This is a genomic window from Microbacterium sp. NPDC007973 (assembly GCF_042958465.1).
Classification (GTDB): Bacteria; Actinomycetota; Actinomycetes; order Actinomycetales; family Microbacteriaceae; genus Microbacterium; species Microbacterium galbum.
Window position 1 is genome coordinate 273142 of sequence record NZ_JBIBJJ010000004.1, and the last position, 19142, is coordinate 292283.

General features: G+C 68.5%; 21 protein-coding genes and 1 pseudogene. 11 read left to right on the plus strand and 11 right to left on the minus strand.

The window, feature by feature from the left end; translation table 11 throughout:
- Positions 1-43 precede the first annotated feature (43 nt).
- The 5 genes and pseudogenes from tmk to ACFZA2_RS14060 all read right to left on the minus strand — a co-directional run.
- Positions 44-718, minus strand: a complete 675-nt coding sequence (gene tmk, locus ACFZA2_RS14040) for a dTMP kinase (RefSeq protein ID WP_391405977.1) — start codon at positions 716-718, stop codon at positions 44-46.
- Positions 715-3624 (minus strand): type I DNA topoisomerase, encoded by a 2910-nt coding sequence (gene topA / locus ACFZA2_RS14045; protein WP_391405980.1) that lies wholly within the window; start codon positions 3622-3624, stop codon positions 715-717. Before topA ends, tmk begins: the two co-directional genes overlap by 4 nt.
- 60 nt (positions 3625-3684) lie before the next feature.
- The gene (locus ACFZA2_RS14050; RefSeq protein WP_363389985.1) at positions 3685-4014 is read right to left on the minus strand and encodes an Rv3654c family TadE-like protein; all 330 of its coding nucleotides are present in this window, start codon (positions 4012-4014) and stop codon (positions 3685-3687) included.
- Positions 4014-4382, minus strand: coding sequence for a TadE family protein (locus ACFZA2_RS14055; RefSeq protein ID WP_391405984.1), 369 nt, complete (start codon positions 4380-4382; stop codon positions 4014-4016). Before ACFZA2_RS14055 ends, ACFZA2_RS14050 begins: the two co-directional genes overlap by 1 nt.
- A gap of 110 nt (positions 4383-4492) precedes the next feature.
- Positions 4493-4603 (minus strand): annotated as a pseudogene (locus tag ACFZA2_RS14060) (DUF4244 domain-containing protein); the annotation flags it as partial.
- Positions 4604-4642: 39 nt separating this feature from the next.
- Between ACFZA2_RS14060 and ACFZA2_RS14065 the strand changes: the two are divergent.
- The 10 genes from ACFZA2_RS14065 (at position 4643) to ACFZA2_RS14110 (ending at position 11814) form a co-directional block, all read left to right on the plus strand.
- On the plus strand, positions 4643-5332 hold the full coding sequence (locus tag ACFZA2_RS14065) for a hypothetical protein (RefSeq protein WP_391405987.1): 690 nt from the start codon (positions 4643-4645) through the stop codon (positions 5330-5332).
- Positions 5333-5722: 390 nt separating this feature from the next.
- Positions 5723-6400 carry a hypothetical protein gene (locus ACFZA2_RS14070; protein ID WP_391405990.1) on the plus strand — a complete coding sequence of 226 codons (678 nt, stop codon included), beginning with the start codon at positions 5723-5725 and terminating at the stop codon, positions 6398-6400.
- A gap of 70 nt (positions 6401-6470) precedes the next feature.
- Positions 6471-7040: a hypothetical protein gene (locus ACFZA2_RS14075; protein WP_391405993.1), complete on the plus strand. Its 570-nt coding sequence runs from the start codon at positions 6471-6473 to the stop codon at positions 7038-7040.
- On the plus strand, positions 7037-7663 hold the full coding sequence (locus ACFZA2_RS14080) for a hypothetical protein (protein WP_391405996.1): 627 nt from the start codon (positions 7037-7039) through the stop codon (positions 7661-7663). The genes ACFZA2_RS14075 and ACFZA2_RS14080 overlap by 4 nt, the downstream gene beginning before the upstream one ends.
- On the plus strand, positions 7663-8031 hold the full coding sequence (locus ACFZA2_RS14085; protein WP_391405999.1) for a hypothetical protein: 369 nt from the start codon (positions 7663-7665) through the stop codon (positions 8029-8031). Before ACFZA2_RS14080 ends, ACFZA2_RS14085 begins: the two co-directional genes overlap by 1 nt.
- A gap of 177 nt (positions 8032-8208) precedes the next feature.
- Positions 8209-8664 carry a hypothetical protein gene (locus tag ACFZA2_RS14090; protein ID WP_391406002.1) on the plus strand — a complete coding sequence of 152 codons (456 nt, stop codon included), beginning with the start codon at positions 8209-8211 and terminating at the stop codon, positions 8662-8664.
- Entirely contained in the window at positions 8661-8882 is a 222-nt protein-coding gene (locus tag ACFZA2_RS14095; RefSeq protein WP_391406005.1) for a hypothetical protein, read from the plus strand. Before ACFZA2_RS14090 ends, ACFZA2_RS14095 begins: the two co-directional genes overlap by 4 nt.
- On the plus strand, positions 8882-9157 hold the full coding sequence (locus ACFZA2_RS14100) for a WhiB family transcriptional regulator (RefSeq protein WP_391406008.1): 276 nt from the start codon (positions 8882-8884) through the stop codon (positions 9155-9157). The genes ACFZA2_RS14095 and ACFZA2_RS14100 overlap by 1 nt, the downstream gene beginning before the upstream one ends.
- A 157-nt stretch (positions 9158-9314) precedes the next feature.
- Positions 9315-9917 carry a recombinase family protein gene (locus ACFZA2_RS14105; RefSeq protein ID WP_391406011.1) on the plus strand — a complete coding sequence of 201 codons (603 nt, stop codon included), beginning with the start codon at positions 9315-9317 and terminating at the stop codon, positions 9915-9917.
- A gap of 124 nt (positions 9918-10041) precedes the next feature.
- Positions 10042-11814: a hypothetical protein gene (locus tag ACFZA2_RS14110; protein ID WP_391406014.1), complete on the plus strand. Its 1773-nt coding sequence runs from the start codon at positions 10042-10044 to the stop codon at positions 11812-11814.
- Here the strand turns inward: ACFZA2_RS14110 and ACFZA2_RS14115 are convergent.
- From ACFZA2_RS14115 to ACFZA2_RS14135, 5 genes are read right to left on the minus strand one after another with little or no spacing between them, the layout of a single operon-like run.
- A complete protein-coding gene (locus ACFZA2_RS14115; RefSeq protein WP_391406017.1) occupies positions 11811-12116 on the minus strand; it encodes a hypothetical protein in 306 nt (101 codons plus the stop codon). The two genes, ACFZA2_RS14110 and ACFZA2_RS14115, sit on opposite strands and share 4 nt — an antisense overlap.
- 49 nt (positions 12117-12165) lie before the next feature.
- Positions 12166-13755, minus strand: coding sequence for a recombinase family protein (locus tag ACFZA2_RS14120; RefSeq protein ID WP_391406019.1), 1590 nt, complete (start codon positions 13753-13755; stop codon positions 12166-12168).
- Positions 13718-13972: a DUF4244 domain-containing protein gene (locus ACFZA2_RS14125; protein WP_391406022.1), complete on the minus strand. Its 255-nt coding sequence runs from the start codon at positions 13970-13972 to the stop codon at positions 13718-13720. Before ACFZA2_RS14125 ends, ACFZA2_RS14120 begins: the two co-directional genes overlap by 38 nt.
- Positions 13973-14015: 43 nt before the next feature.
- Positions 14016-14888 carry a pilus assembly protein TadB gene (locus tag ACFZA2_RS14130; RefSeq protein WP_391406025.1) on the minus strand — a complete coding sequence of 291 codons (873 nt, stop codon included), beginning with the start codon at positions 14886-14888 and terminating at the stop codon, positions 14016-14018.
- The gene (locus ACFZA2_RS14135) at positions 14885-15913 is read right to left on the minus strand and encodes a TadA family conjugal transfer-associated ATPase (RefSeq protein ID WP_391406029.1); all 1029 of its coding nucleotides are present in this window, start codon (positions 15911-15913) and stop codon (positions 14885-14887) included. Before ACFZA2_RS14135 ends, ACFZA2_RS14130 begins: the two co-directional genes overlap by 4 nt.
- Before the next feature lie 387 nt (positions 15914-16300).
- On the opposite strand from ACFZA2_RS14135, the gene acs reads away from it, so the two are divergent.
- Complete coding sequence (acs, locus tag ACFZA2_RS14140) at positions 16301-18268, plus strand: acetate--CoA ligase (RefSeq protein ID WP_315994860.1); 1968 nt, start codon at positions 16301-16303, stop codon at positions 18266-18268.
- 88 nt (positions 18269-18356) lie between these two features.
- Here acs and ACFZA2_RS14145 read toward each other — a convergent pair whose 3' ends face one another.
- Positions 18357-19061 (minus strand): phosphatase PAP2 family protein, encoded by a 705-nt coding sequence (locus ACFZA2_RS14145; RefSeq protein ID WP_391406033.1) that lies wholly within the window; start codon positions 19059-19061, stop codon positions 18357-18359.
- Between the last annotated feature and the right edge of the window lie 81 nt (positions 19062-19142).

Genomic DNA, 19142 nt, shown 5'->3' on the forward strand with positions numbered 1-19142 from the left:
TCGGACAGCGCTGCTGAGCATCGACTGTCGGTGCACGTCCGGCTCAGCGGAGCCGCGCGGCGACGGCGTCCCGTACCCGAGCGGCCAGGACCTCGGGCGTCTGCGTCGCGTCGAGGACGACGAACCGATCGGGCTCGCGTCGTGCGAGGGCCAGGAAACCCTCGCGGACTCGGGCGTGGAAGTCGTTCTTCTCCGCCTCGAGCCGATCGAACGGCTTGTCATCGGCGTCGAGCCGCTGACGCGCGGCCGTCGGGTCGAGGTCGAGCAGCACGGTCAGGTCGGGGAGCAGGCCTCCGGTCGCCCACAGCGACAGCGCTCGCACGTCATCGGCGTCGAGCACCCGGCCCGCACCCTGATAGGCCACCGACGAGTCGAGATAACGGTCCTGGATGACGACATCGCCACGGGCGATGGCCGGCTGCACGACGGTCTCCACATGGTGCGCCCGATCGGCGGCGTACAGCAGCGCTTCGGCACGCGCGGCGATGTGACCGCGGTGGTGCAGGACGATCTCGCGGATGCGCACGCCCACCTCGGTGCCGCCCGGCTCGCGGGTGCGCACGACAGTGCGCCCGTCGTCCGTGAGCCACTCCTCGAGCATCGACGCCTGGGTCGTCTTGCCCGCGCCGTCTCCCCCCTCGAAGGTGACGAACAAGCCGGGACCCCCGGCCGACGCCGCCCGAGGGGCGTGCAGCGGCCGGGGTTCGAGGCCGGTCACGAGTTCTTCGCCGGGGCCTTGCGGGTGGTCGAGGTCGTCTTGGCCGCGGTGGTCTTGGCCGTCGTCGTCTTGGCCGCCGTCGTCTTGGCAGCCGTGGTCTTGGCCGCCGTCGTCCGCGTCGCGGTCGTCTTGGCGGCGGCCGTCTTCGCCGCGGCGGTCTTGGTCGCCGTAGTCTTGGCAGCCGTGGTCTTGGCAGCGGCGGTCTTGGCGGCCGTCGTCTTGGTGGCAGCCGTCTTCCGCGCGGTGGTCGTCTTCTTGGGTGCCGGTCCCTTGGCGCGCTTGTCGGCGATCAGCTCGACCGCGCGCTCGAAGGTGATCTCCATCGCGTTCTCGCCGCGGGGAACCGTGGCGTTCGTCTCCCCGTCGGTGACGTACGGCCCGAAGCGACCGTCCTTGAGCTTGATCGGCTTCCCGCTCACCGGATCGGCATCGAACTCCTTGAGAGCGCTCGACGCGCGACGCGCGCCGTACTTCGGCTCGGCGTACTTCGCCAGCGCCTCCTCGAGCGTGATGTCGAAGATCTGCTGCTCGTTGTCGAGCGACCGCGAATCGGTGCCCTTCTTCAAGTACGGACCGAAGCGACCGTTCTGCGCGGTGATCTCGTCACCCGTCGACGGGTCGGCGCCCACGACGCGCGGAAGAGAGAGCAACTGCAGGGCGGCGTCGAGCTCGATGGTGTCGACCGACATCGACCGGAACAGCGACGCCGTGCGGGGCTTCGGGGCCGCCTCCTTCTTGGCACCGCGCTTCTTCGGGGCCTCGACGACCTCTCCCGTGGCCTGATCGACCTCTTCGGGCTCCTCGGCGTCGACCTCCTGCACGTAGGGGCCGAAGCGACCGTCCTTGACGACGACGAGCTTGCCGTTCTCAGGGTTCTCCCCCAGCACGCGGTCGCCGGCGACGGGCGCGTCGATCAGCTCCTGGGCCTTCTCGGGGGTGAGCTCGTCGGGCGCCAGGTCTTCCGGAATGTTGACGATCCGCGGCTTGGCCTCGGCGTCGCCCGAGGGGTCGGCGACCTCGAGGTAGGGACCGTACTTGCCGAACCGCAGCGTGGCCGTGTCGGTGATGCGCGTCGAGTTGAGCTCGCGGGCATCGATCTCGCCGAGGTTGTCGACGATGTGACGCAGGCCGACCTGCTTCTCCGACCCGAAGTAGAACGACTTGAGCCACTCGGTGCGACGCTGCTCGCCGCGGGCGATCGCATCGAGGTCGTCTTCGAGTGCTGCCGTGAAGTCGTAGTCGACGAGGTCGGCGAAATGCTCCTCGAGCAGCCGCACCACGCTGAAAGCGAGCCAGCTCGGGACGAGCGCCTGCCCCCGCTTGGTGACGTAGCCGCGGTCGAGGATCACGCCGATGATGCTCGCGAAGGTCGACGGGCGACCGATGCCCTTCTCCTCCAGCGCCTTGACCAGGCTCGCCTCGGTGTAGCGCGGCTTGGGAGAGGTGCTGTGCCCCTTGGGCTCGACGTCGTTCATCGAGAGCTCGTCGCCCACCGCGACAGCAGGCAGCGACTGGTCGGCGTCGTCGTCGTTGCGCTTCTCGTCGGCGCCTTCTTCGTAGGCCTCCAGGAAGCCCTTGAAGGTGTAGACGGTCCCGGATGCCGTGAACTCGGCGACCTGCGCGGCGGCCTGCACCGTGAGGGTGACCGTCGTCGTCTCGTATTTGGCATCCGCCATCTGGCTGGCGACGGTGCGCTTCCAGATGAGGTCGTAGAGCTTCTGCTCGTCGCGGTCGAGCGACGAGGCCAGCGAAGCAGGGGTGCGGAAGGTCTCGCCCGAGGGGCGGATGGCCTCGTGCGCCTCCTGGGCGTTCTTCGACTTGCTCTTGTAGACGCGGGGGTTCGCGGGGACGGCCTTGTCGCCGTACAGAGCCACAGCCTGCGCGCGGGCGGCCGAGATGGCCTGTCCCGACAGCGCGACCGAGTCGGTTCGCATATAGGTGATGAAGCCCTTCTCGTACAGACGCTGCGCCACGCCCATGGCGTGCTTCGCGCTCATCGAGAGCTTGCGACCGGCCTCCTGCTGCATGGTGGACGTCGTGAAGGGCGCGCGAGGGCTGCGGGTACCCGGCTTCGCCTCGACCTTCGACACCGTGGCGCGACCGGCGGCGGTGATCGCGTCGGCCAGCGCACGGGCGGCCGCCTCATCGAGCACCACGACGGCCTTCTTGAGCTGACCGTTGTCGTCGTAGTCCCCACCGCGGGCGATGGGAGCCCCATCAAGACGGTTCAGTCGCGTGGTGAACGACGAACCCGACCGCGAGGCGAGCGCTTCGACGTCCCAGTACGACGCCGAGACGAACGCCATGCGCTCGCGCTCGCGCTCGACGACCATGCGCGTGGCGGCCGACTGCACGCGGCCGGCGCTCAGCGCCGTGCCCTCGCGACCGGAACCGACCTTGCGCCAGAGCACCGGCGAGACGTCCCAGCCGTAGAGGCGGTCGAGGACGCGACGCGTCTCCTGTGCGTCGACGAGCGAGACATCGAGGTCGCGCGTGTGCTCCGCCGCGTCACGGATGGCGTCCTTGGTGATCTCGTGGAAGATCATGCGGCGGACGGGGACCTTGGGCTTGAGGACCTCGAGCAGGTGCCACGCGATGGCTTCGCCTTCGCGGTCACCATCAGTGGCGAGCAGGACTTCGTCGGCGGTCTTCAGCGCGCGCTTGAGCTCGGCGACCGTCTTCGTCTTGCGATCGTTGACCACGTAGAAGGGATCGAAGTCGTTCTCGACGTCGATGGAGTACTTGCCGTACGCCGCCTTCTTGTCGGCCGGGATCTCTTTCTTCGACGCGAGGTCGCGGATGTGACCGACCGAGCTGAGCACCTCGTAGTCGTCGCCGAGGTATCCCTGGATCGACTTCATCTTCGTCGGGGACTCGACGATGACGAGCTTCTTTCCGTTTGCCACTGGGGTCCTTTCTTCGATGCACACCATACACACGCCTCCCTGTTCGGGTTCCGGGAGGTCTCACGGGCTCGAGACGACGGGAGGTCCGGCTCGCGAGCGCGCATCGAGGGGAACTCCACCGTACGCCCCGGCGACCGTGACCGTGGCGACCAGGCCGTCGACATGGCACTCCGCCAGCTCCCACCCCGCTGCGGCGGTCACCCGTGCGGCGGCGTCGCACGGGTAGCCGGTCACCGCACCACTGGCCGTGTCGGCCGCCGCGAGAGCCGCCGCATCCGCCGTCCCCGCCACCCGCCGCGCGGTCACCGCAGCACCGCCGACCGCGGCCACCGCCACCGTCAGGGCGGCGACGACCGCCACGACGCCGACGGTCGACGCGCTACCCGCCATCAGCGGCCGCCGTCGAGGGCGCAGGCCCGCGCCTCCGCGGGCGGGAGCGGAAGGGCGATCGGGATGGAGCGCGTCGCCGACGTCGACACGCAGACGAGACCGTCGCCGCGCATCACGGTCATCGAGCCGCCGGCCGCGGCGAGCGCCGCCGACGCCCCCGCGTCGTCCCCCCGACCGAGGAGCCGCGCTCCCTCGGTCGCCGCCTGCTGCAGACGGAGCGTCGTCATGGCCGTGCCGAGCACCCCCACCCCGAGCGCCAGGACGATGAGCACGGCGGGGAGGGTCACGGCGAACTCGGCCGCGACGGCGCCCCGCTCCCCCAGTGGGGAGAGCGGTATCCCGGTCGCACCCCGATCCTGACGCTGCACGCGCGTACCCGCGGCCGTGACAGACCCTCCCCGCGGGAGTCTCCGACCCGCGCCCGTTTTCCGCTCCCCGGGCCGGACGCTCGAGCCCGCCCGCGACCGACCAGGCGTCGTCATTGCACGGTGAGCGCGCGGCGCACGAGGTCGGTGAGGATGCCGCGCACCTCGTCGCTGCGCATGATGACGACGAGCAGCCCCGCGAAAGCGACAGCGGCCACTGTCGCTCCCTGGAGCGTATTCCGTACACCTATACGCTCGGTCGCGTGAGTGATGACTTCTATCAAGACGTGGCCATCCGCTGGGCAGCGCCAGTCCGCCCATGGCGCATCATGTCCGACCTCGTCCAGTTCATTGAGGGCGCGATGGGTCCACTCTGGAGTCAGGTGAAGTCGAGCTTTACCGCGTTGAGCACCACGGACATCTCATTTGAGTCAAATGATCTGGTGAGTCTGCAGCAGCGGTTCGAGGATTACGGCGGATCACTCAAAAGCATCCGTATCAACGCTGATGCGCACCCCGGCGGGAATCTGTTCTTGCTCGCCGCCTACGTTTTCGTCGACGACGGCGTCAAGACTTCGTCCGCGAAGGTCACCTGGAATGTGCCCTCGCGTGCTGACGCCGAGTCCTTCGGCTACAGCGTGCTGAAGTCGGTGGATGCCATGAGGAGCCGCAAACGGTGGGCCGGGGCTAGGACGACGTTCTCAAAGGTGGTCCACCACAGCACGGCAGGGGAGAGCGGGACGCCGCATGCGTACCTATCTGTTCGCGCAACCCGCTGGAGGCTGCGCCGATGGTTCGTCCGCAACCGCGATGGCATCATCGTGTCCCTCGCGACGGGCATCATCGCCAGCATCGCCATTATCTTCCTTCAGCTGTCGGGCGTTCTGCCCGTTCCCTCAGGCGAACCCGGCGAGCGCTCAACACCTTCTACGTCAGAGGTTTCGGAAAGTTAGCGCGTAACGCGCAAGAAAAACCCAGGTCAGCGCAAGATCGAGATCGCGAGTAGGATCAGCGCATCCGCCCTGGGGCACGAGAAAGCCGCCCCCCTCCGGCAAGAGGTGAGGCGGCTAAAGAAACGATCTCTCGTGATTAGCGTACCCGACGCCGCACCCGCACACAGTGACTTCTCTTGTGAGTCTTCGGCACCTGTGAAACCCCCCTCCCAGAGGGCTCTCTTCATCAGTGCCTACAGCACTCGAAAGCGACTCCGTGACTGCACCCCTGGGTGGTCCTGCGCATACGCCGACTGTCCATCGTGCGGCGAGCGCGTAGCGCGACGAGCACAGCAGGACGCCCTGGCCAAGTTCGCCGATCACCCATGGTGCCTGTCGATCCGGCTCTCCGTGGACCTGCATCGTGATCTTCACCGTGGCCATGATGACCTGGCCCGAGTGCGAACCTCGTTTCTGAAACTAGCCCGCCTGAATCACACGACCAGGGCCTACCTCCGCTCCACCGAAGTCACCAGACCAGATGCCCGCTGGAATTGGCATGACCACTGGATCATCGTCCCCATCGGGAATGCCGACGACGAGCGTCGACTCCTTCTCGACCTGTGGGATGACGCCTGCCGTCAGCACGGCCTCACGCCCTCCTCGTACGCCCAGCGGAGCACGACCGACTCCGCCATCACCTACATCCTGAAACCACGCGAGGGGAGCGGTGAGGGGTCCCTACGCGATGTCCTGGCCCGTGCAGCCCGTGGTGACGCCGACGCCGTGGACGACTGGATCGAGTGGGACCGATGGCGGCAGGCCCATCCTCGTGTGAGGTTCCGCCACACAATGTTCGCAGCCACCGCCACCAAGGCCGAGACCAGCACCACGGTCCCGCGCGACCAGTACACCGTCGCAGTCTCGGATTCCGATCTGGGCCGCATGTCCCTGCTCGCCGCCTTGGGCGTCACGAGCAAGCGTCAGCAGGCAAGCATCCTGGGGGTGAACCCCTCGACCATCGCCCGACGACGACGACACCTCCCTGCGCCCCGCCCTGGACTCATCCCGTTCCGCGTTAGCGCGTAACGCGCACTAAACCCCAGGTCAGACAAAGATTAAGTTGCAACCCTGGTACAAGCATTGATACAATCAATGCGTGACCACCTCGAACGCACCGACACGACGCCCAGGGCGTCCGTGCGGCGTGTGTTCCCTGCCCGCCTATGAGCGCGAGCAGATCGAGATCGCCCTGGCCGAGGGGGTCAGCCTTTCCCGCGTTTCCCAGCAGCACTGGGCCCCGGGCCGAGAGAGTCTTCGTCATCACCTCGATGGTGGCCACCTCCGTGCCGACCTCCAGGAACGCGCTGAGCGGGCCCTGGGCCTGGATTACACGAGCGTCGTCGCCCGCATCGCGGACATCGCCCAGCGGGCTCGCACGACGGCCCTGGAAGCAGCCGAGGCAGGCGACCGTGCTGGAGTGCTCCGAGCAGGCGACAGCGAGCTACGCGCCTTGGCCGTCCTCACGGCCAACGGCGAGTCCAGCGAACTCGACATCGCGCGCAATGCCTGGACTCAGGATGTGGCCCTTGCCGTCGTGCGTGTGGGCCGTCGCGGAGACCGCGCTGTCGATGCCGTGGCCGACGAACTCGATGCACTGCACCAAACCGAGATCGCCGACGAGATCCGCAACCTCCACCCCGATTCTGGAATCGAGATCACCTCATGACCGAGCAGACCACCCCCGCCGAGACCACCGGCCAGCGCCGCCTGCGCGAGGCGCGTGAGCGCGCAGCAGAGCGTGAGGCCAACCCGGCGAGCGCGACCGCCATCAAGCTCCCGACCCCCGGCGAGACTGTGCACTGCCTCGTCTCGGGGACGACGCTTCACCGAGGTGGATTCGAGGGCGGCTACGTGCTCCTCCGGGGTCAACAGTTCATCGTCACCGCTGAGATGATCGAGGCGAGCCGCGACCGGTTCGGGCGTCATCGCGGCGTCGCGCTCGTGCATCATCCCGAACTCCAGAAGCTCGCACACAAAGGCCGTGTGCTCTACGCCCCTGGGCCGACCCCCGAGGGCTTCGAGCCGTGGGAATACGGCGACCCTGCCTGGGCTGATGCCCGGGAGCGAGCCCGTCTCGACGCGCATGCGCAGCGGACGGACGCCGAGCGTCGTGCAGCCCTCGCCGAGGTCCACCGCCGCTACGGTCCCGCGCAGCCGATGAACTCGTTCACCAAGTACATCTCCGCCGCCGACCGCGAGGCTGAGGCCGACCGGAAGGCCCGCCTCGCCGCAGCCCGCGCCGGTCAGCCGTTCCTCGGCTCCAGCAGCGAGGGCGGGGGCGACGCCTGATGGCCGCGGGAGCGCCCGCGGGCAACAAAAATCGCGCGACGCACAGCGCGGTGACCGAGTTGGTGGCGCTGTACCTCGACGCCGAGGGTATCGACGCAACGGCGAACAGGCGACCTGCACGGCTGTCTGATCGCATCGGCGACGTGCGGCCCGACATCAGCGCCAAGGGCGTCGCCGTGACAGTGACCAGCAGACTCGATCACCGCCTGCACACCGACCTGGGCACGGCGGTGGCGACAGGCCGACTCGCCGGTGCGGACATCTCGGCCTTGGTGCAGTGGCGCGCGTCCCGCGACATCAGCGAGGCCTACACGGTGATGACTCTCTCCGACTTCGCCAAGTTGCTCCGACTCGCGCGGCCCGCCTGATTCGCAAACTCAACACGACTCCGCGCGAGAGCTTGGGCATGGCTCTCCCGCGGCCCCCGCTCGGTAAGGCGACCCCTTCTCCCGCCGACCCGAGCACGCCCGCTCTCCCGTCTCGGTTCCGGGGGAGCGGGCACCCCCGCACCCGGGGCCCTTCCCCACCACGAGAGCGAGCACATCATGGGCAGACACCCCGCCTCCAAGATCGGCGCGTGGCGCACGTCGGGCGTCAACCGGCCCGGTTACAGCCGACCCCCTCAGCAGGCGAACGCGGCCCCTCAGCAGGTCCTCAGGGGCGACATGCGCGTCGACCTCGCCAACCTTGGCCCCGATGCCACCGCGTACCTCGCAGCGGCGGAGGAGGCGGGCGTGACCCTCGTGCCGCCGTTCCGCCCGGACCCGGCCACCCCCTGCGCCACCGTGCGCGCCGGTCGGTTCAAGATCCGACTCCCTCTTGGCTGGGAGGCCAGCGTGAGCAAGTCTCGTCTGGGCGGGTGGGTTGTCTTCGTGCTGGAGCCAAACCACACGCTGCACGTCCTTGCCGAGCGCGAGGGGAAGCTGTGGGAGATGTCCAAGCTCCCCCAGTGGATCGCCGACGACTTCGTGAGCGACAAGTTCCAGGAGAACCCGCGGTGAGGGGCGTCCGGATCGTCTCTGTGGGCTACAGCGACAAGACCGCCGCCATCGCGTCAGACGCCCTCGTGCTCGTGCACCCCGCCGCGACGCTGTATCACGTCGCCGGTGACCTCCACCGTCTCCACGTGCAGGGCGACGCCGTGGTCGACGTGCCAGTGCCGCAAGGGACGCAGGCCTACCGCGCGGGCATGGCGTTGTTCTCGACGGACGGCGACTGATGCCGTCCCCCACCAAGGCGTACGCCGCACTCAGAGAGGCCTTGGTCGACGCCAAGCCGTCGTGCGCGGGCGACGACCGCTTCACCTCCGAGACCGCGAACGCGGCAGACCTCGCACCGCTCTGTCGGTCCTGCCCCGTCTTCGATGCCTGCCACGCCCTGGCCGTGTCGAGCGACCGGCCCCCGGTGTGGGGTGTGCTCGCTGGGATCGCGCGTCGGCACAGCAACCCCATGCTGGGCACCGGGCCCGGGCGGGTAGCCGAAATCTACGGTTGACGTTTTCGGAGCCGTCTTAGAAACGATCCACGGACGAGACAGCGCACCGAACTACCGAAAGGGCCCGACACGCCGGTCGAAGGTGTCTCACGGATTGCGTCTCCAAACGGGTGCGCACCCGTTGCTTTGGAGACACGACATATGAGACAATCGAGACATGACGACGAACACGGGCCGACTCATCGGATACGCACGAGTGAGCACCGCCGAGCAAGATGAGGCCTACCAGCGCGACAAGCTCATCAGCGCAGGCGTCCAGGGCCGTGACATCTACGTCGACCAAGGCGTCAGCGGCACCAAGACGAGCCGCCCCGCCTGGGATCAGATGATCGAGAACGGCCTCCAGCCTGGCGACACCCTCGTCGTCTGGAAGCTCGACAGGATGGGCCGCAACAGCGGGCACGTCATCACCACGATTGAAACCCTGGTCGGTCGCGGCATCAACGTACGAACGCTCGACGGCATCGACACGACCACGGCCACCGGGCGCGGCATGCTCGGGATGCTGGCCGTCTTCGCGCAGATGGAACGCGACTTCAACTCCGAGCGCACCCGCGCCGCGCTCAACCACAAGCGCGAGCAGGGCATCGTCGGCGGACGCCCCCGCTCCCTGGACACCAAGCAGGCCAAGCTGATCCAGCGTCTCTACGACGAAGGCGAGAAGGTGCCCGACATCGCACGCACCTTGAAGTGCTCCCGCGCGACCGTCTACCGCTACCTGAGCGCTAAGCAGTCCACCGAGCCCACCCCCGTCGACTAGACGCTCGTCGTCTCGCAGGCCCTCAGATTCCCCCGTGTGGGTCCTGGGAGCCTCTGTCATGTCCACACGGCTCGTCGTCGCTCGTCCTCGGTGAGGCGATGTGATGATCTTCGGTGGGGGAAGTATGACGAACGAGCACATGGTCAACTGGGCGCACAGTCGCGCCTACTTCGACCGCGTTGTCGAAGCATTAATCCGGCGCATGTGGGAGTCGAAACCGGACATCCAGGTGCACGTCATCGACGGACGCGGCGGTGATGATGGCCTTGACGTGTACGTCGAGCGCAACGGCGTCACCGTTCACGTCTACCAACTCAAGTTTTTTCCCGAAGGAATGTCGGGCGGCTGGAAGACTCGGCGCGCTCAGGTCAAGCGGTCCTTCAAAAGCGTGCGAGATCTTGACGGTCTCGAAGACTGGACCCTCGTCACGCCGCGGAATCCGACCGTGCAGGAGAAGCAGGCGGTCGGAGCCATGCGCGAAGGACGCGCCATCCGCATGCACGTTTGGGGACAGGCTGCACTGGACGATGAGCTATCCAAGTTCCCGACCCTTCTCACCTGGGCCCAGCGAGACGATGCGCTCACGTTCTTGAAGACCGCGGCGCACGAGAAGGACGCCCTGGCTGGGCCCGACGATTTACAGAACCGGGTGCGCGACATCGCCGCGATTGCCGACTCTCGCAGCATCTACTGGGGCGTCAACGTCTCTGTCGAGCACGGCGTCACAACCGAGACCTTCTACGCCAAGCGACCAGACGCACCCGAGAAGGAACCCATCAGCTTCACCATCGCGCCGACGTTCGGGCCGGAGCACACCGACTTGCAACAGCACTTCCGTCGCGTGATGGAGTTTGGCTCGACCAGCCCGGTCAGACTCCCTCCTGAGGTGCTGGGGACCTTTGAGGTGAAGGGGCCCGAATGGGTCGCGTCTCGAAGTGAAAGCGCCGCGCTCGAACTGGGCTCACCGTCGCTCAGTGAGGCCGCTCCTGCGGAGTTGCGCGTGAGACGGCCTGGAGCGGGCTACCTCGCTCGACTTCCTGGCGAGGTCACTGCGGTCTCTCGCGGGCTGAGGGGCCTGATGCTTCACGCCAACTTCTCCGGTCTCACGATGGAGTTCCGTAAGCCCGACGAGGGCACTGACGGCGACGCCGACATGCACTACGACGTGGTTGGCATGAATGCCACGGAGGCGCGAGCCGTGCTCCAGACCGTCAAGTACATGGACGAGGGCCATGACTTCGAGATATTCATCCGCGGCCAGTCGATCTTCCAGACGGAGGGCTACGCGCCCTCGGACTCTGGCACCAGGGTTCGGGAGACACTGTGGAGCATCGTCGACGATCTCGCCGTCCTGGAGAGGGAGTTCATGGTCGGCTTCGCTGTTCCGAACAGGATTTCGGTGGAGGAGCGCATAGACGTGCGCGTCGCGCGCCTCCTGGCCGAAGGGGTGGCGACGACCTCGCCCAAGATGGCCTCCTTGACGCTCACTGCCACCGATGAGCCTGGAGATGATGGGCCAGACATCCTCGATGGTCAGCCGCGCGCCATGACGACATCTAACAGCGACTTCGTCATCGAGGTGCTTGGGCAAGAACTCCATGTCGGCACGTTCCGGACGTATCACCCCGCGGTCGCTGTGCAGGATGCGAAGGCTCTGCGCGAGAAACGAGCACGGGGCGACATCAAGGGCTCAAAAGTCATCTTGGCTCCCACCGATGGCACCCCCCTTCGCATCTGGCTCGAAGAGCGGTGGAAGGGCGGGCCGAGCAGCGTCATCGTCCCCACACCCTGGGAGCTAACAGGCATCCCCGAGACCAAGGGCTTGGGTGACATCGACACCACGAAGGACTCCAAGCACCTGCCCGGCAGGACCTCGCACTCGATCACCTCCCTCTAGGCCCAGCGTTGCTCAGGGCCACCATGGACGCCACGTGCGCGACGACTACGGCCTAGCTCGATCCATGAGCCCAGGCCGTCGATCTGGGCCTCCAAGGCGTCGCACAGCACCGCTGAGTACCCGTCGCGGTAGTACCCGACCGCCAGGCCGCACACCTCGCGCAGTAGGTCGACATCCTCCCCGGCGAGCGCTCGAAGCTCCGCGATGACGGGCTCGGGGTCGCCCGTCCGGATGTTTCGCGTGAGCACCGACGACATCGCGACATCGAGCGCGACGCGCGGAGTCAGGCGGCGTGAGGGCATGGGCAGAAGCTACGGCCCACCCCCGACATCGTCAGCCCATGCCCAGCGATCAGGCGTCGAGCGCGTGCGCCAGCGCCGCCCTCACGCCGTCCGACAACGCCGAGTAGATACCCATGTCCGCAGCGACCAGCGCCTCATTTGCGAGCGCGGGCAGGGCTACGTGGTGACGCCCCGGTCGATTCCAGATCACCGCTACGGACGCAGCGGCTTGCTCCAGAGTGGTCACCCGGACGCCCTTACCTACAGGGCGTATGACGAGCACGAACAGTTCGGACACGATGCGGCGTTTCCGTGCGAGGGTGAGCGCGTCCCAGGCCGCTCGCACGTCCGAAGCCGTGACCACGGAGGCGAACGGATCGACGGACAGCGCAGCACCGATGGAGGCTGTGACCTCTACCAGCTCATCGTCAATGGGTGCGGCCCTGTCTCGGATCTCTGTCGCGCTGAACGTGCCAGACGCAGCGAGATCGAGCAGCGTCGCACGAACACCCCGCAGAGCACCCTCCCGCGCCCTGAGAGCGTCGAGATCCACCCCGGGCGCAGGTTGGATGAGCGACGCCGCGTCAGGGGCGCTCAGTCGCTCGATGACCACCTGCTCGACGTAGCGGTCCAGGATCTCGCCGGAGCGCTGGAAGTGTCCTGTCGGGCACCGGTATCCCTGGTATCGCTCCTTGGTACGCGCCGAGCGCACGCGGCTACCGCAAACGTCACAGACGGCGAGTCCCGAGAGTAGCCACCGTCGAGAGGTTCCCTGTTGCTTTCTGCGTGAGGGATCGATCAGAACCGAACGCGCAGCGCGGACCGCGTCCTCGCCGACGATGGGCTCCCACACGCCCGGGGTGCAAGCGTCGAGATCGACCGCCTCGGCGCGATAGTTCCCTGCGCCCGGAACGATAGGTGGCAACAGCGCGGCGTACATAGGTGAGATAGCAACCCTCCGCACAGTAGATGGGATCCACCGCGTCCCTTTCCGTGTCGCGCGGGTCGACGCGGTGAGCACCTCGCCCGACTCAGGATCTCGCGCTGTGCCAGCGTTCAGTTCCCGTGCCACCATGCCCAGAGGCGACCCTGCAATGACCTCAGAGAAGATGAAACGAACCGCCGCCGCCTCCTCCGGCACAATCTCAAAACGTCGCCCGTCAGGGTCCCGGCGGAGCTTCGCGACCCATCGGTATCCGTATGGCACTTTCCCCGACGACGGGTGTCCGTGCGCGTTCCTCGCCGCCCGATAGGGGATAGCGCGCTGAGACTTGGTGTTGATCTCGTTCTCCGCCACCAAGACGAACAAACTCAGGATGAAGAACCCCATCGCATCGCTCGTGTCGATCCCACCTCTCACGACGAGGATTCGCACGTCTCGACGCGGCGGCCTTACCTCCAGCACATCCGACAGTCGACGCATGAGCCTGTCCACTGCAACGACCAGGACGCAGTCGATCAGCCCCGCGTCGATGTCGGCCAGCATGCGAGCCCAGGCCGTTCCTGCTCCACGCGCCTTCGACGCGGACACGTCGTTGTCGACGTACGTCTCCTTGACACTCCAGCCGCGCCGCTCTACTTCAGCTACGCACTCTCTCCTCTGTTGTTCGATTCCCTGTTCCTCACGCACGCTCTGGCGTACGTAGATGCCAACCTTCATGGCGTCTCCTGTCTGTCCTTCGTGATACGCACGACAGGGGCCTGGGATAAACCTTCGGTACGTCTTTTTTCGCCACGGTGGCCATCGTCGCGATGGCGTACTCCGCGGTGGCGGCGCCGCGCTCGTCGAGGAACACGCGTCGCGCGCCGGCTCCGGTCAGGAGCGGGAACGGCGACGTGTCGCGGGCGAAGAGGGATCGGGGGTCGAGGTCGGACATGGGTTCTCCTTGTTCTTCAGAGGCATTCGGGTCGACGACGTGGTCAGGGGACGACGCCGGAGCGGAGCAGGCCGAGCACGATCGGGGCGACGGCGAGCAGGAGGAACGCGGGCAAGGTGCAGATGCCCAGCGGGAGGAGCAGCCGCGTCGACAGGCGTGCGGCCGCCTCTCGACCGTCGGTGCGTGCCCGGTGTCGCGACGCCCAGGCGTCGGCGCGGAGCAGCTCGGCGGCGGGGATGCCGGCTCGCAGCGCCAGGTCGAGCGTCTCGTCGATGGCACGCGCCCCGGACTCGCCGGGGCTGCGCGCGCGGCGCGCGATCACGGTCCGGGCCCGCTCGGGGGACGCGCCCGCGGAGAGCGCGACCGCCCACAACTCGGCTTCGAGACCCGGCACCGTCGCTGACGGACGCGCGGACCGCGCCAGCCGCCGCGTCCAGACACGCGCAGCAAATACCAGGGCGACTCCGCCGGCCAGGCACCCGCGCCCGATCGGATCGGCGAGGAGCGTGCCGGCGGTATCTGCTCCGAGGAGCATCCCCAACGGCACGCCGGCAACGGGGAGCCAGCCGAGCAGGCGGGCCGTCGCGAGCGGCTCGGCCACCGCGACACGCACGTCCGAGGTGACTTCGGCTGCATCGCGAAGGGCCCCCGCGACGGAACGGAGCGTCTCCGCCAACGGTGCGCCCGTCTCGACGGCGACGCTGTAGACGGCGGCGATGTCGGCCCAGGCCCCTCCGGCGGCGGCGAGTACGACGCCGACGTCATCGCCGCCCTCGGCGGCTCGGGCGGCGGCCCGCACGGCGGGATCCCCTCCCACCGCCAGGTGCTGCCACGCGAGGGCGGGCGCGGCTCCGCCACCCAGCAGCACCGCGAGCCGCACCACGGTCGCGTACGGGTCGCTCTTCGGCGCCGTCACGACCACTCCTGCGGGCGGATGGTCAGTCGGCGGCCGCGCAGGACGGGGCGCCCCCACGCTGTCACTCGTCGGAGTCCGTCCGAGCGCTCCACATGCACCACCGCGCCGACGGCGCTCACGACCTGCCGCGCCGTGGTCACGGCATCCATTCCGGAGAGTGCGCCCAGCGCCTCCAGACGCGTCGCGACGTCGGCGAGGCTGCTCGCATGGAGCGTGCCGGCGCCCCCGTCGTGTCCGGTGTTCAAGGCCATCAGGAGCTCGCGCAGCTCTTCGCCGCGACACTCCCCCAGAACGAGACGATCGGGCCGCATGCGCAGCGCCTCCCTGAGGAGCCGCGCGAGGGGGATGCCGCCTGCTCCCTCGATGTTGGCCTGGCGGGCCTCGAGGGCGATGTGGTGAGGATGCGCGGGACGCAGCTCCGCCACCTCCTCGATGGTGATGACACGCTCCGTCGGGGGCGCGGATGACAGCAGGGCGGAGAGCAGAGTCGTCTTCCCCGCGCCCGTCGCCCCCGTGATGAGCACGTTCTCGCGTCGGTCCACGAAGTCCTCAAGACGCTCGCGCTGCGCGGCCGACAGCATCCCGGCCCGTTGCAGCAGCGCGAGGTCGGGTGCATGCCACCGGGGGACGCGGATGGAGATGGTCCTCCCGCGGGTGGCGACGGGGGCCAGTACCGCGTGCACCCGGACGCCCCGCTCCCAGCGCACGTCGACGCACGGAGAAGCATCGTCGAGATGCCGTCCGCCTCGCGCGATCAGCCGGACGGCCAGACGGCGCACCTCCGTCTCGGTCGCCCGCCACGACGCCACGCGCTCGATCCCCGCGCCCCGATCGACGAACAGGCCGTCCTCTCCGTTGATGAAGAGGTCGGTGACGAGGGGGTCGTCGAGGAAAGGGCGGAGGAAGGTCACCGCGGCGTCGTCGTCGGCCGCGACCGCGCCGTCGCCCTGCGCCACCGGCCGGGTTCCGGCCGGGGCGATGCGTGCGGGGGAAGGGAGGGATGCCACGACCACGACGGTAGGCATCGCCGGAGCCCCGGCACGGGGCGGAGACGGGCATCCGTGGACAACGGCCCGGATCTCCTCGCTGGGGAGGAGGGGCGCGAGGGCCCGGAAAAGAAGGGGGCGGCATCCCTACAGTGGGGGGCGAGGGATGCCGCCGCGCGCCGGAGGAAAATTGGGGGGCTCCCCCCGACGCGAGTGCCGGAAGCGATGTTCGGGCGTTCCTAGAGTACGCGCGCCGATGAGCCGGGCCAACTCTCGCGACCTATTCATCGCGATATATCACCTGTTTCCCGGGCGGCTCCGATCCCAACTATCGGAGGTGGCCCCGGTGCAGAGCGGTCGCTAGCGTGACCCGGGTAGAACGCCGCGCATCGACGCGGCGTGACGTGAACGCGAAGGAGCGCCGCGATGAGCAGCCAGATCGACCACCTCCTCAACGAGACCCGGCGGTTCGCACCGTCGGCCGCTTTCGCCGAGAGCGCCGTCGCAGACCGGAGTCTGTACGAGCGCGCGGCCGCCGACCGCGAGGGCTTCTGGGCCGATCAGGCGCGCGAGCTGCACTGGCACACGCCGTTCACGCAGGTGCTCGACTGGTCCAACCCCCCGTTCGCGGAGTGGTTCGCCGACGGCGAGCTCAACGTGGCCTACAACTGCCTCGACCGGCACGTCGAGGCCGGGAACGGCGATCGCATCGCGCTGCGGTGGGAAGGCGAACCCGGCGACCAGCGCAACGTCACCTACGCGGAGCTCACCGACGAGGTCAAGCGCCTCTCCAACGTGCTCCTCGACCTCGGCGTCGAGCGCGGGGACCGCGTCGCGCTCTACCTGCCGATGATCCCCGAGGCCATCGCCTCCATGCTCGCCGTCGCCCGCATCGGCGCCGTGCACTCGGTCGTCTTCGGCGGCTTCTCGGCCGACAGCCTCCGCGCACGCATCGACGACGCCGGCGCGAAGGTCGTCATCACCGCCGACGGCGGCTGGCGGAAGGGGAAGGTCTCCCCCCTCAAGCCCGCGGTCGACCAGGCCCTCTCCGACCGCAACGGCTCCGGCATCCAGGAAACGGTCGAGCACGTGCTCGTCGTCAAGCGCGGCGAGAACGAGGTCGAGTGGAACGCCGACCGAGACATCTGGTGGCACGACGCCGTTCCGCAGGCCTCCGCCGAGCACGAGGCCGAGGCGTTCCCCGCCGAGACACCGCTGTTCATCCTCTACACCTCGGGCACGACGGGGAAGCCGAAGGGCATCCTGCACACCTCCGGCGGCTACCTCACGCAGGCCGCGTTCACGAACCGGGTCGTGCACGACGTGCACCCCGAAACCGACGTCTACTGGTGCACCGCCGACATCGGCTGGATCACCGGGCACACGTACGTGACGTATGGTCCACTCGCCAACGGCGCGACTCAGCTGCTGTACGAGGGCACGCCCGACACGCCTCACCCGGGTCGCTGGTGGGAACTCATCCAGAACCACGGCGTGACCGTCTTTTACACCGCCCCGACGGCGATCCGGTCGTTCATGAAGATCGGGCGAGACGTGCCGCAGAGCTTCGACCTGTCGTCGCTGCGCCTGCTCGGCTCGGTCGGTGAGCCCATCAACCCCGAGGCGTGGGTCTGGTACCGCGAGATCATCGGCGCCGACGAGACGCCCATCGTCGACACGTGGTGGCAGACCGAGACGGGCGCGATCATGATCTCGGCGCTTCCCGGGGTCACCGAGACCAAGCCGGGGTCGGCGCAGGTGCCCCTGCCCGGCATCTCGATCGCCGTCGTGGACGATGCCGGCGAACCCGTCGGCAACGGCAGCGGGGGGCTGCTCGTGGTCACCGAGCCCTGGCCCAGCATGCTGCGCGGAATCTGGGGCGATCCGGACCGTTACCGCGAGACCTACTGGGAGAAGTTCGCCGAGAAGGGCTACTACTTCGCCGGCGACGGGGCCCGCCTCGACGACGACGGCGACGTGTGGCTGCTCGGCCGGGTCGACGACGTCATGAACGTGTCGGGGCACCGTCTCTCGACCGCCGAGATCGAGTCGGCCCTGGTCGGCCACGAGGGCGTGGCCGAGGCGGCCGTCGTCGGCGCATCGGACGAGACCACGGGCCAGGCGGTGGTCGCTTTCGTGATCGTCAAGAGCCGCTACCTGAAGCAGAACCCCGTCGAGGGCCTCGGCGACGAACTGCGCAAGTGGGTCGGGGAGCAGATCGGCCCCATCGCGCGCCCGCGCGACGTCTACATCGTCGGGGAGCTGCCGAAGACCCGCTCCGGCAAGATCATGCGTCGCCTGCTGCGTGACGTCGCGGAGGGACGCGAGGTGGGCGACACCACGACCCTCGCCGACACCGCCGTCATGAGCGTCATCAGCGCCCAGGTGAAGTGACACTCGCCGGCCGGGGATGCCGCGTCCGCGGTGTCCCCGGCCGGTCCTTCCTCCGAGGCGGTTCCCCCGTGCCCCGGCGCGTCGCGCGTCAGACGACCCGGCGCGCGCGACGGCGTCGCATCCCGGCATCCACCCTCGCGACCACCACCGCCCATCCCCCGCGCACGGCCGGGAACACCCCCGCCACCCAGACGAGGGATGCCACCGCGTCGCCCAGGTAGTGCACGCCCTCGATCACGACGGCGGCGGTCATACCCGCGACGAGGACAGCGCTCACGACGATCACGAGCGAGCGCCACCGGGTTCCCCACGCCAGGCACACGCACGCGGCGACGAAGGCCGCGGTGAAGGCGACGTGACCGCTCGGGAAGGAGGCGTCGGCGGCCCGTCCGATCGTCGCCATCGCCGCCTCGCTCATCCCCGGTCGCGGACGGCCGACCACGACCTTGACCGCCTCGGCCGAGCCCCACGTCACCGCGACCGCGCCCAGGAAGACGGCGGCGGGCCGCCACGAGCGGGTCAGGCCCGCCACCGCGGCCGTCGCCGCGAGCGTGATGATCGCTGCGGGCATCGGCTTGAGGGCGAGATAGAACGCCTCCGCGGTCGACCGGAGCGCACCCCCTCGGAGGTGGTGGATGGCCGCCGACGCGGCGACATCGATCTCGGTCAGGCGCAGCAGGAAGCCGACCAGGATCAGGCCGACGATGGTCGCGACGGCGATCGCCGCCTGCCGCCGCAGGCGTGCGGGAGGGTGCGTCAGCACGGAACCGGTCACCGCGAGAGGAGGAGTCACGAGGGCGATCGTCCTCCTCGCTCCTTCTGAATCAGCCGAGTCACCCGTGGTGCCGGACCCGCCTCGCCGCACCGAAACGGC

Excerpts from the sequence above, each read along its gene's own strand:
- ACFZA2_RS14050 (WP_363389985.1), bottom strand. The coding sequence starts at position 4,014 with ATGGCGGGTAGCGCGTCGACCGTCGGCGTCGTGGCGGTCGTCGCCGCC.
- ACFZA2_RS14080 (WP_391405996.1), top strand. The coding sequence starts at position 7,037 with ATGACCGAGCAGACCACCCCCGCCGAGACCACCGGCCAGCGCCGCCTG.
- ACFZA2_RS14085 (WP_391405999.1), top strand. The coding sequence starts at position 7,663 with ATGGCCGCGGGAGCGCCCGCGGGCAACAAAAATCGCGCGACGCACAGC.
- ACFZA2_RS14090 (WP_391406002.1), top strand. The coding sequence starts at position 8,209 with ATGGGCAGACACCCCGCCTCCAAGATCGGCGCGTGGCGCACGTCGGGC.
- ACFZA2_RS14100 (WP_391406008.1), top strand. The coding sequence starts at position 8,882 with ATGCCGTCCCCCACCAAGGCGTACGCCGCACTCAGAGAGGCCTTGGTC.
- ACFZA2_RS14105 (WP_391406011.1), top strand. The coding sequence starts at position 9,315 with ATGACGACGAACACGGGCCGACTCATCGGATACGCACGAGTGAGCACC.
- ACFZA2_RS14110 (WP_391406014.1), top strand. The coding sequence starts at position 10,042 with ATGACGAACGAGCACATGGTCAACTGGGCGCACAGTCGCGCCTACTTC.
- ACFZA2_RS14115 (WP_391406017.1), bottom strand. The coding sequence starts at position 12,116 with ATGCCCTCACGCCGCCTGACTCCGCGCGTCGCGCTCGATGTCGCGATG.
- ACFZA2_RS14120 (WP_391406019.1), bottom strand. The coding sequence starts at position 13,755 with ATGAAGGTTGGCATCTACGTACGCCAGAGCGTGCGTGAGGAACAGGGA.
- ACFZA2_RS14125 (WP_391406022.1), bottom strand. The coding sequence starts at position 13,972 with ATGTCCGACCTCGACCCCCGATCCCTCTTCGCCCGCGACACGTCGCCG.
- ACFZA2_RS14135 (WP_391406029.1), bottom strand. The coding sequence starts at position 15,913 with ATGCCTACCGTCGTGGTCGTGGCATCCCTCCCTTCCCCCGCACGCATC.
- acs (WP_315994860.1), top strand. The coding sequence starts at position 16,301 with ATGAGCAGCCAGATCGACCACCTCCTCAACGAGACCCGGCGGTTCGCA.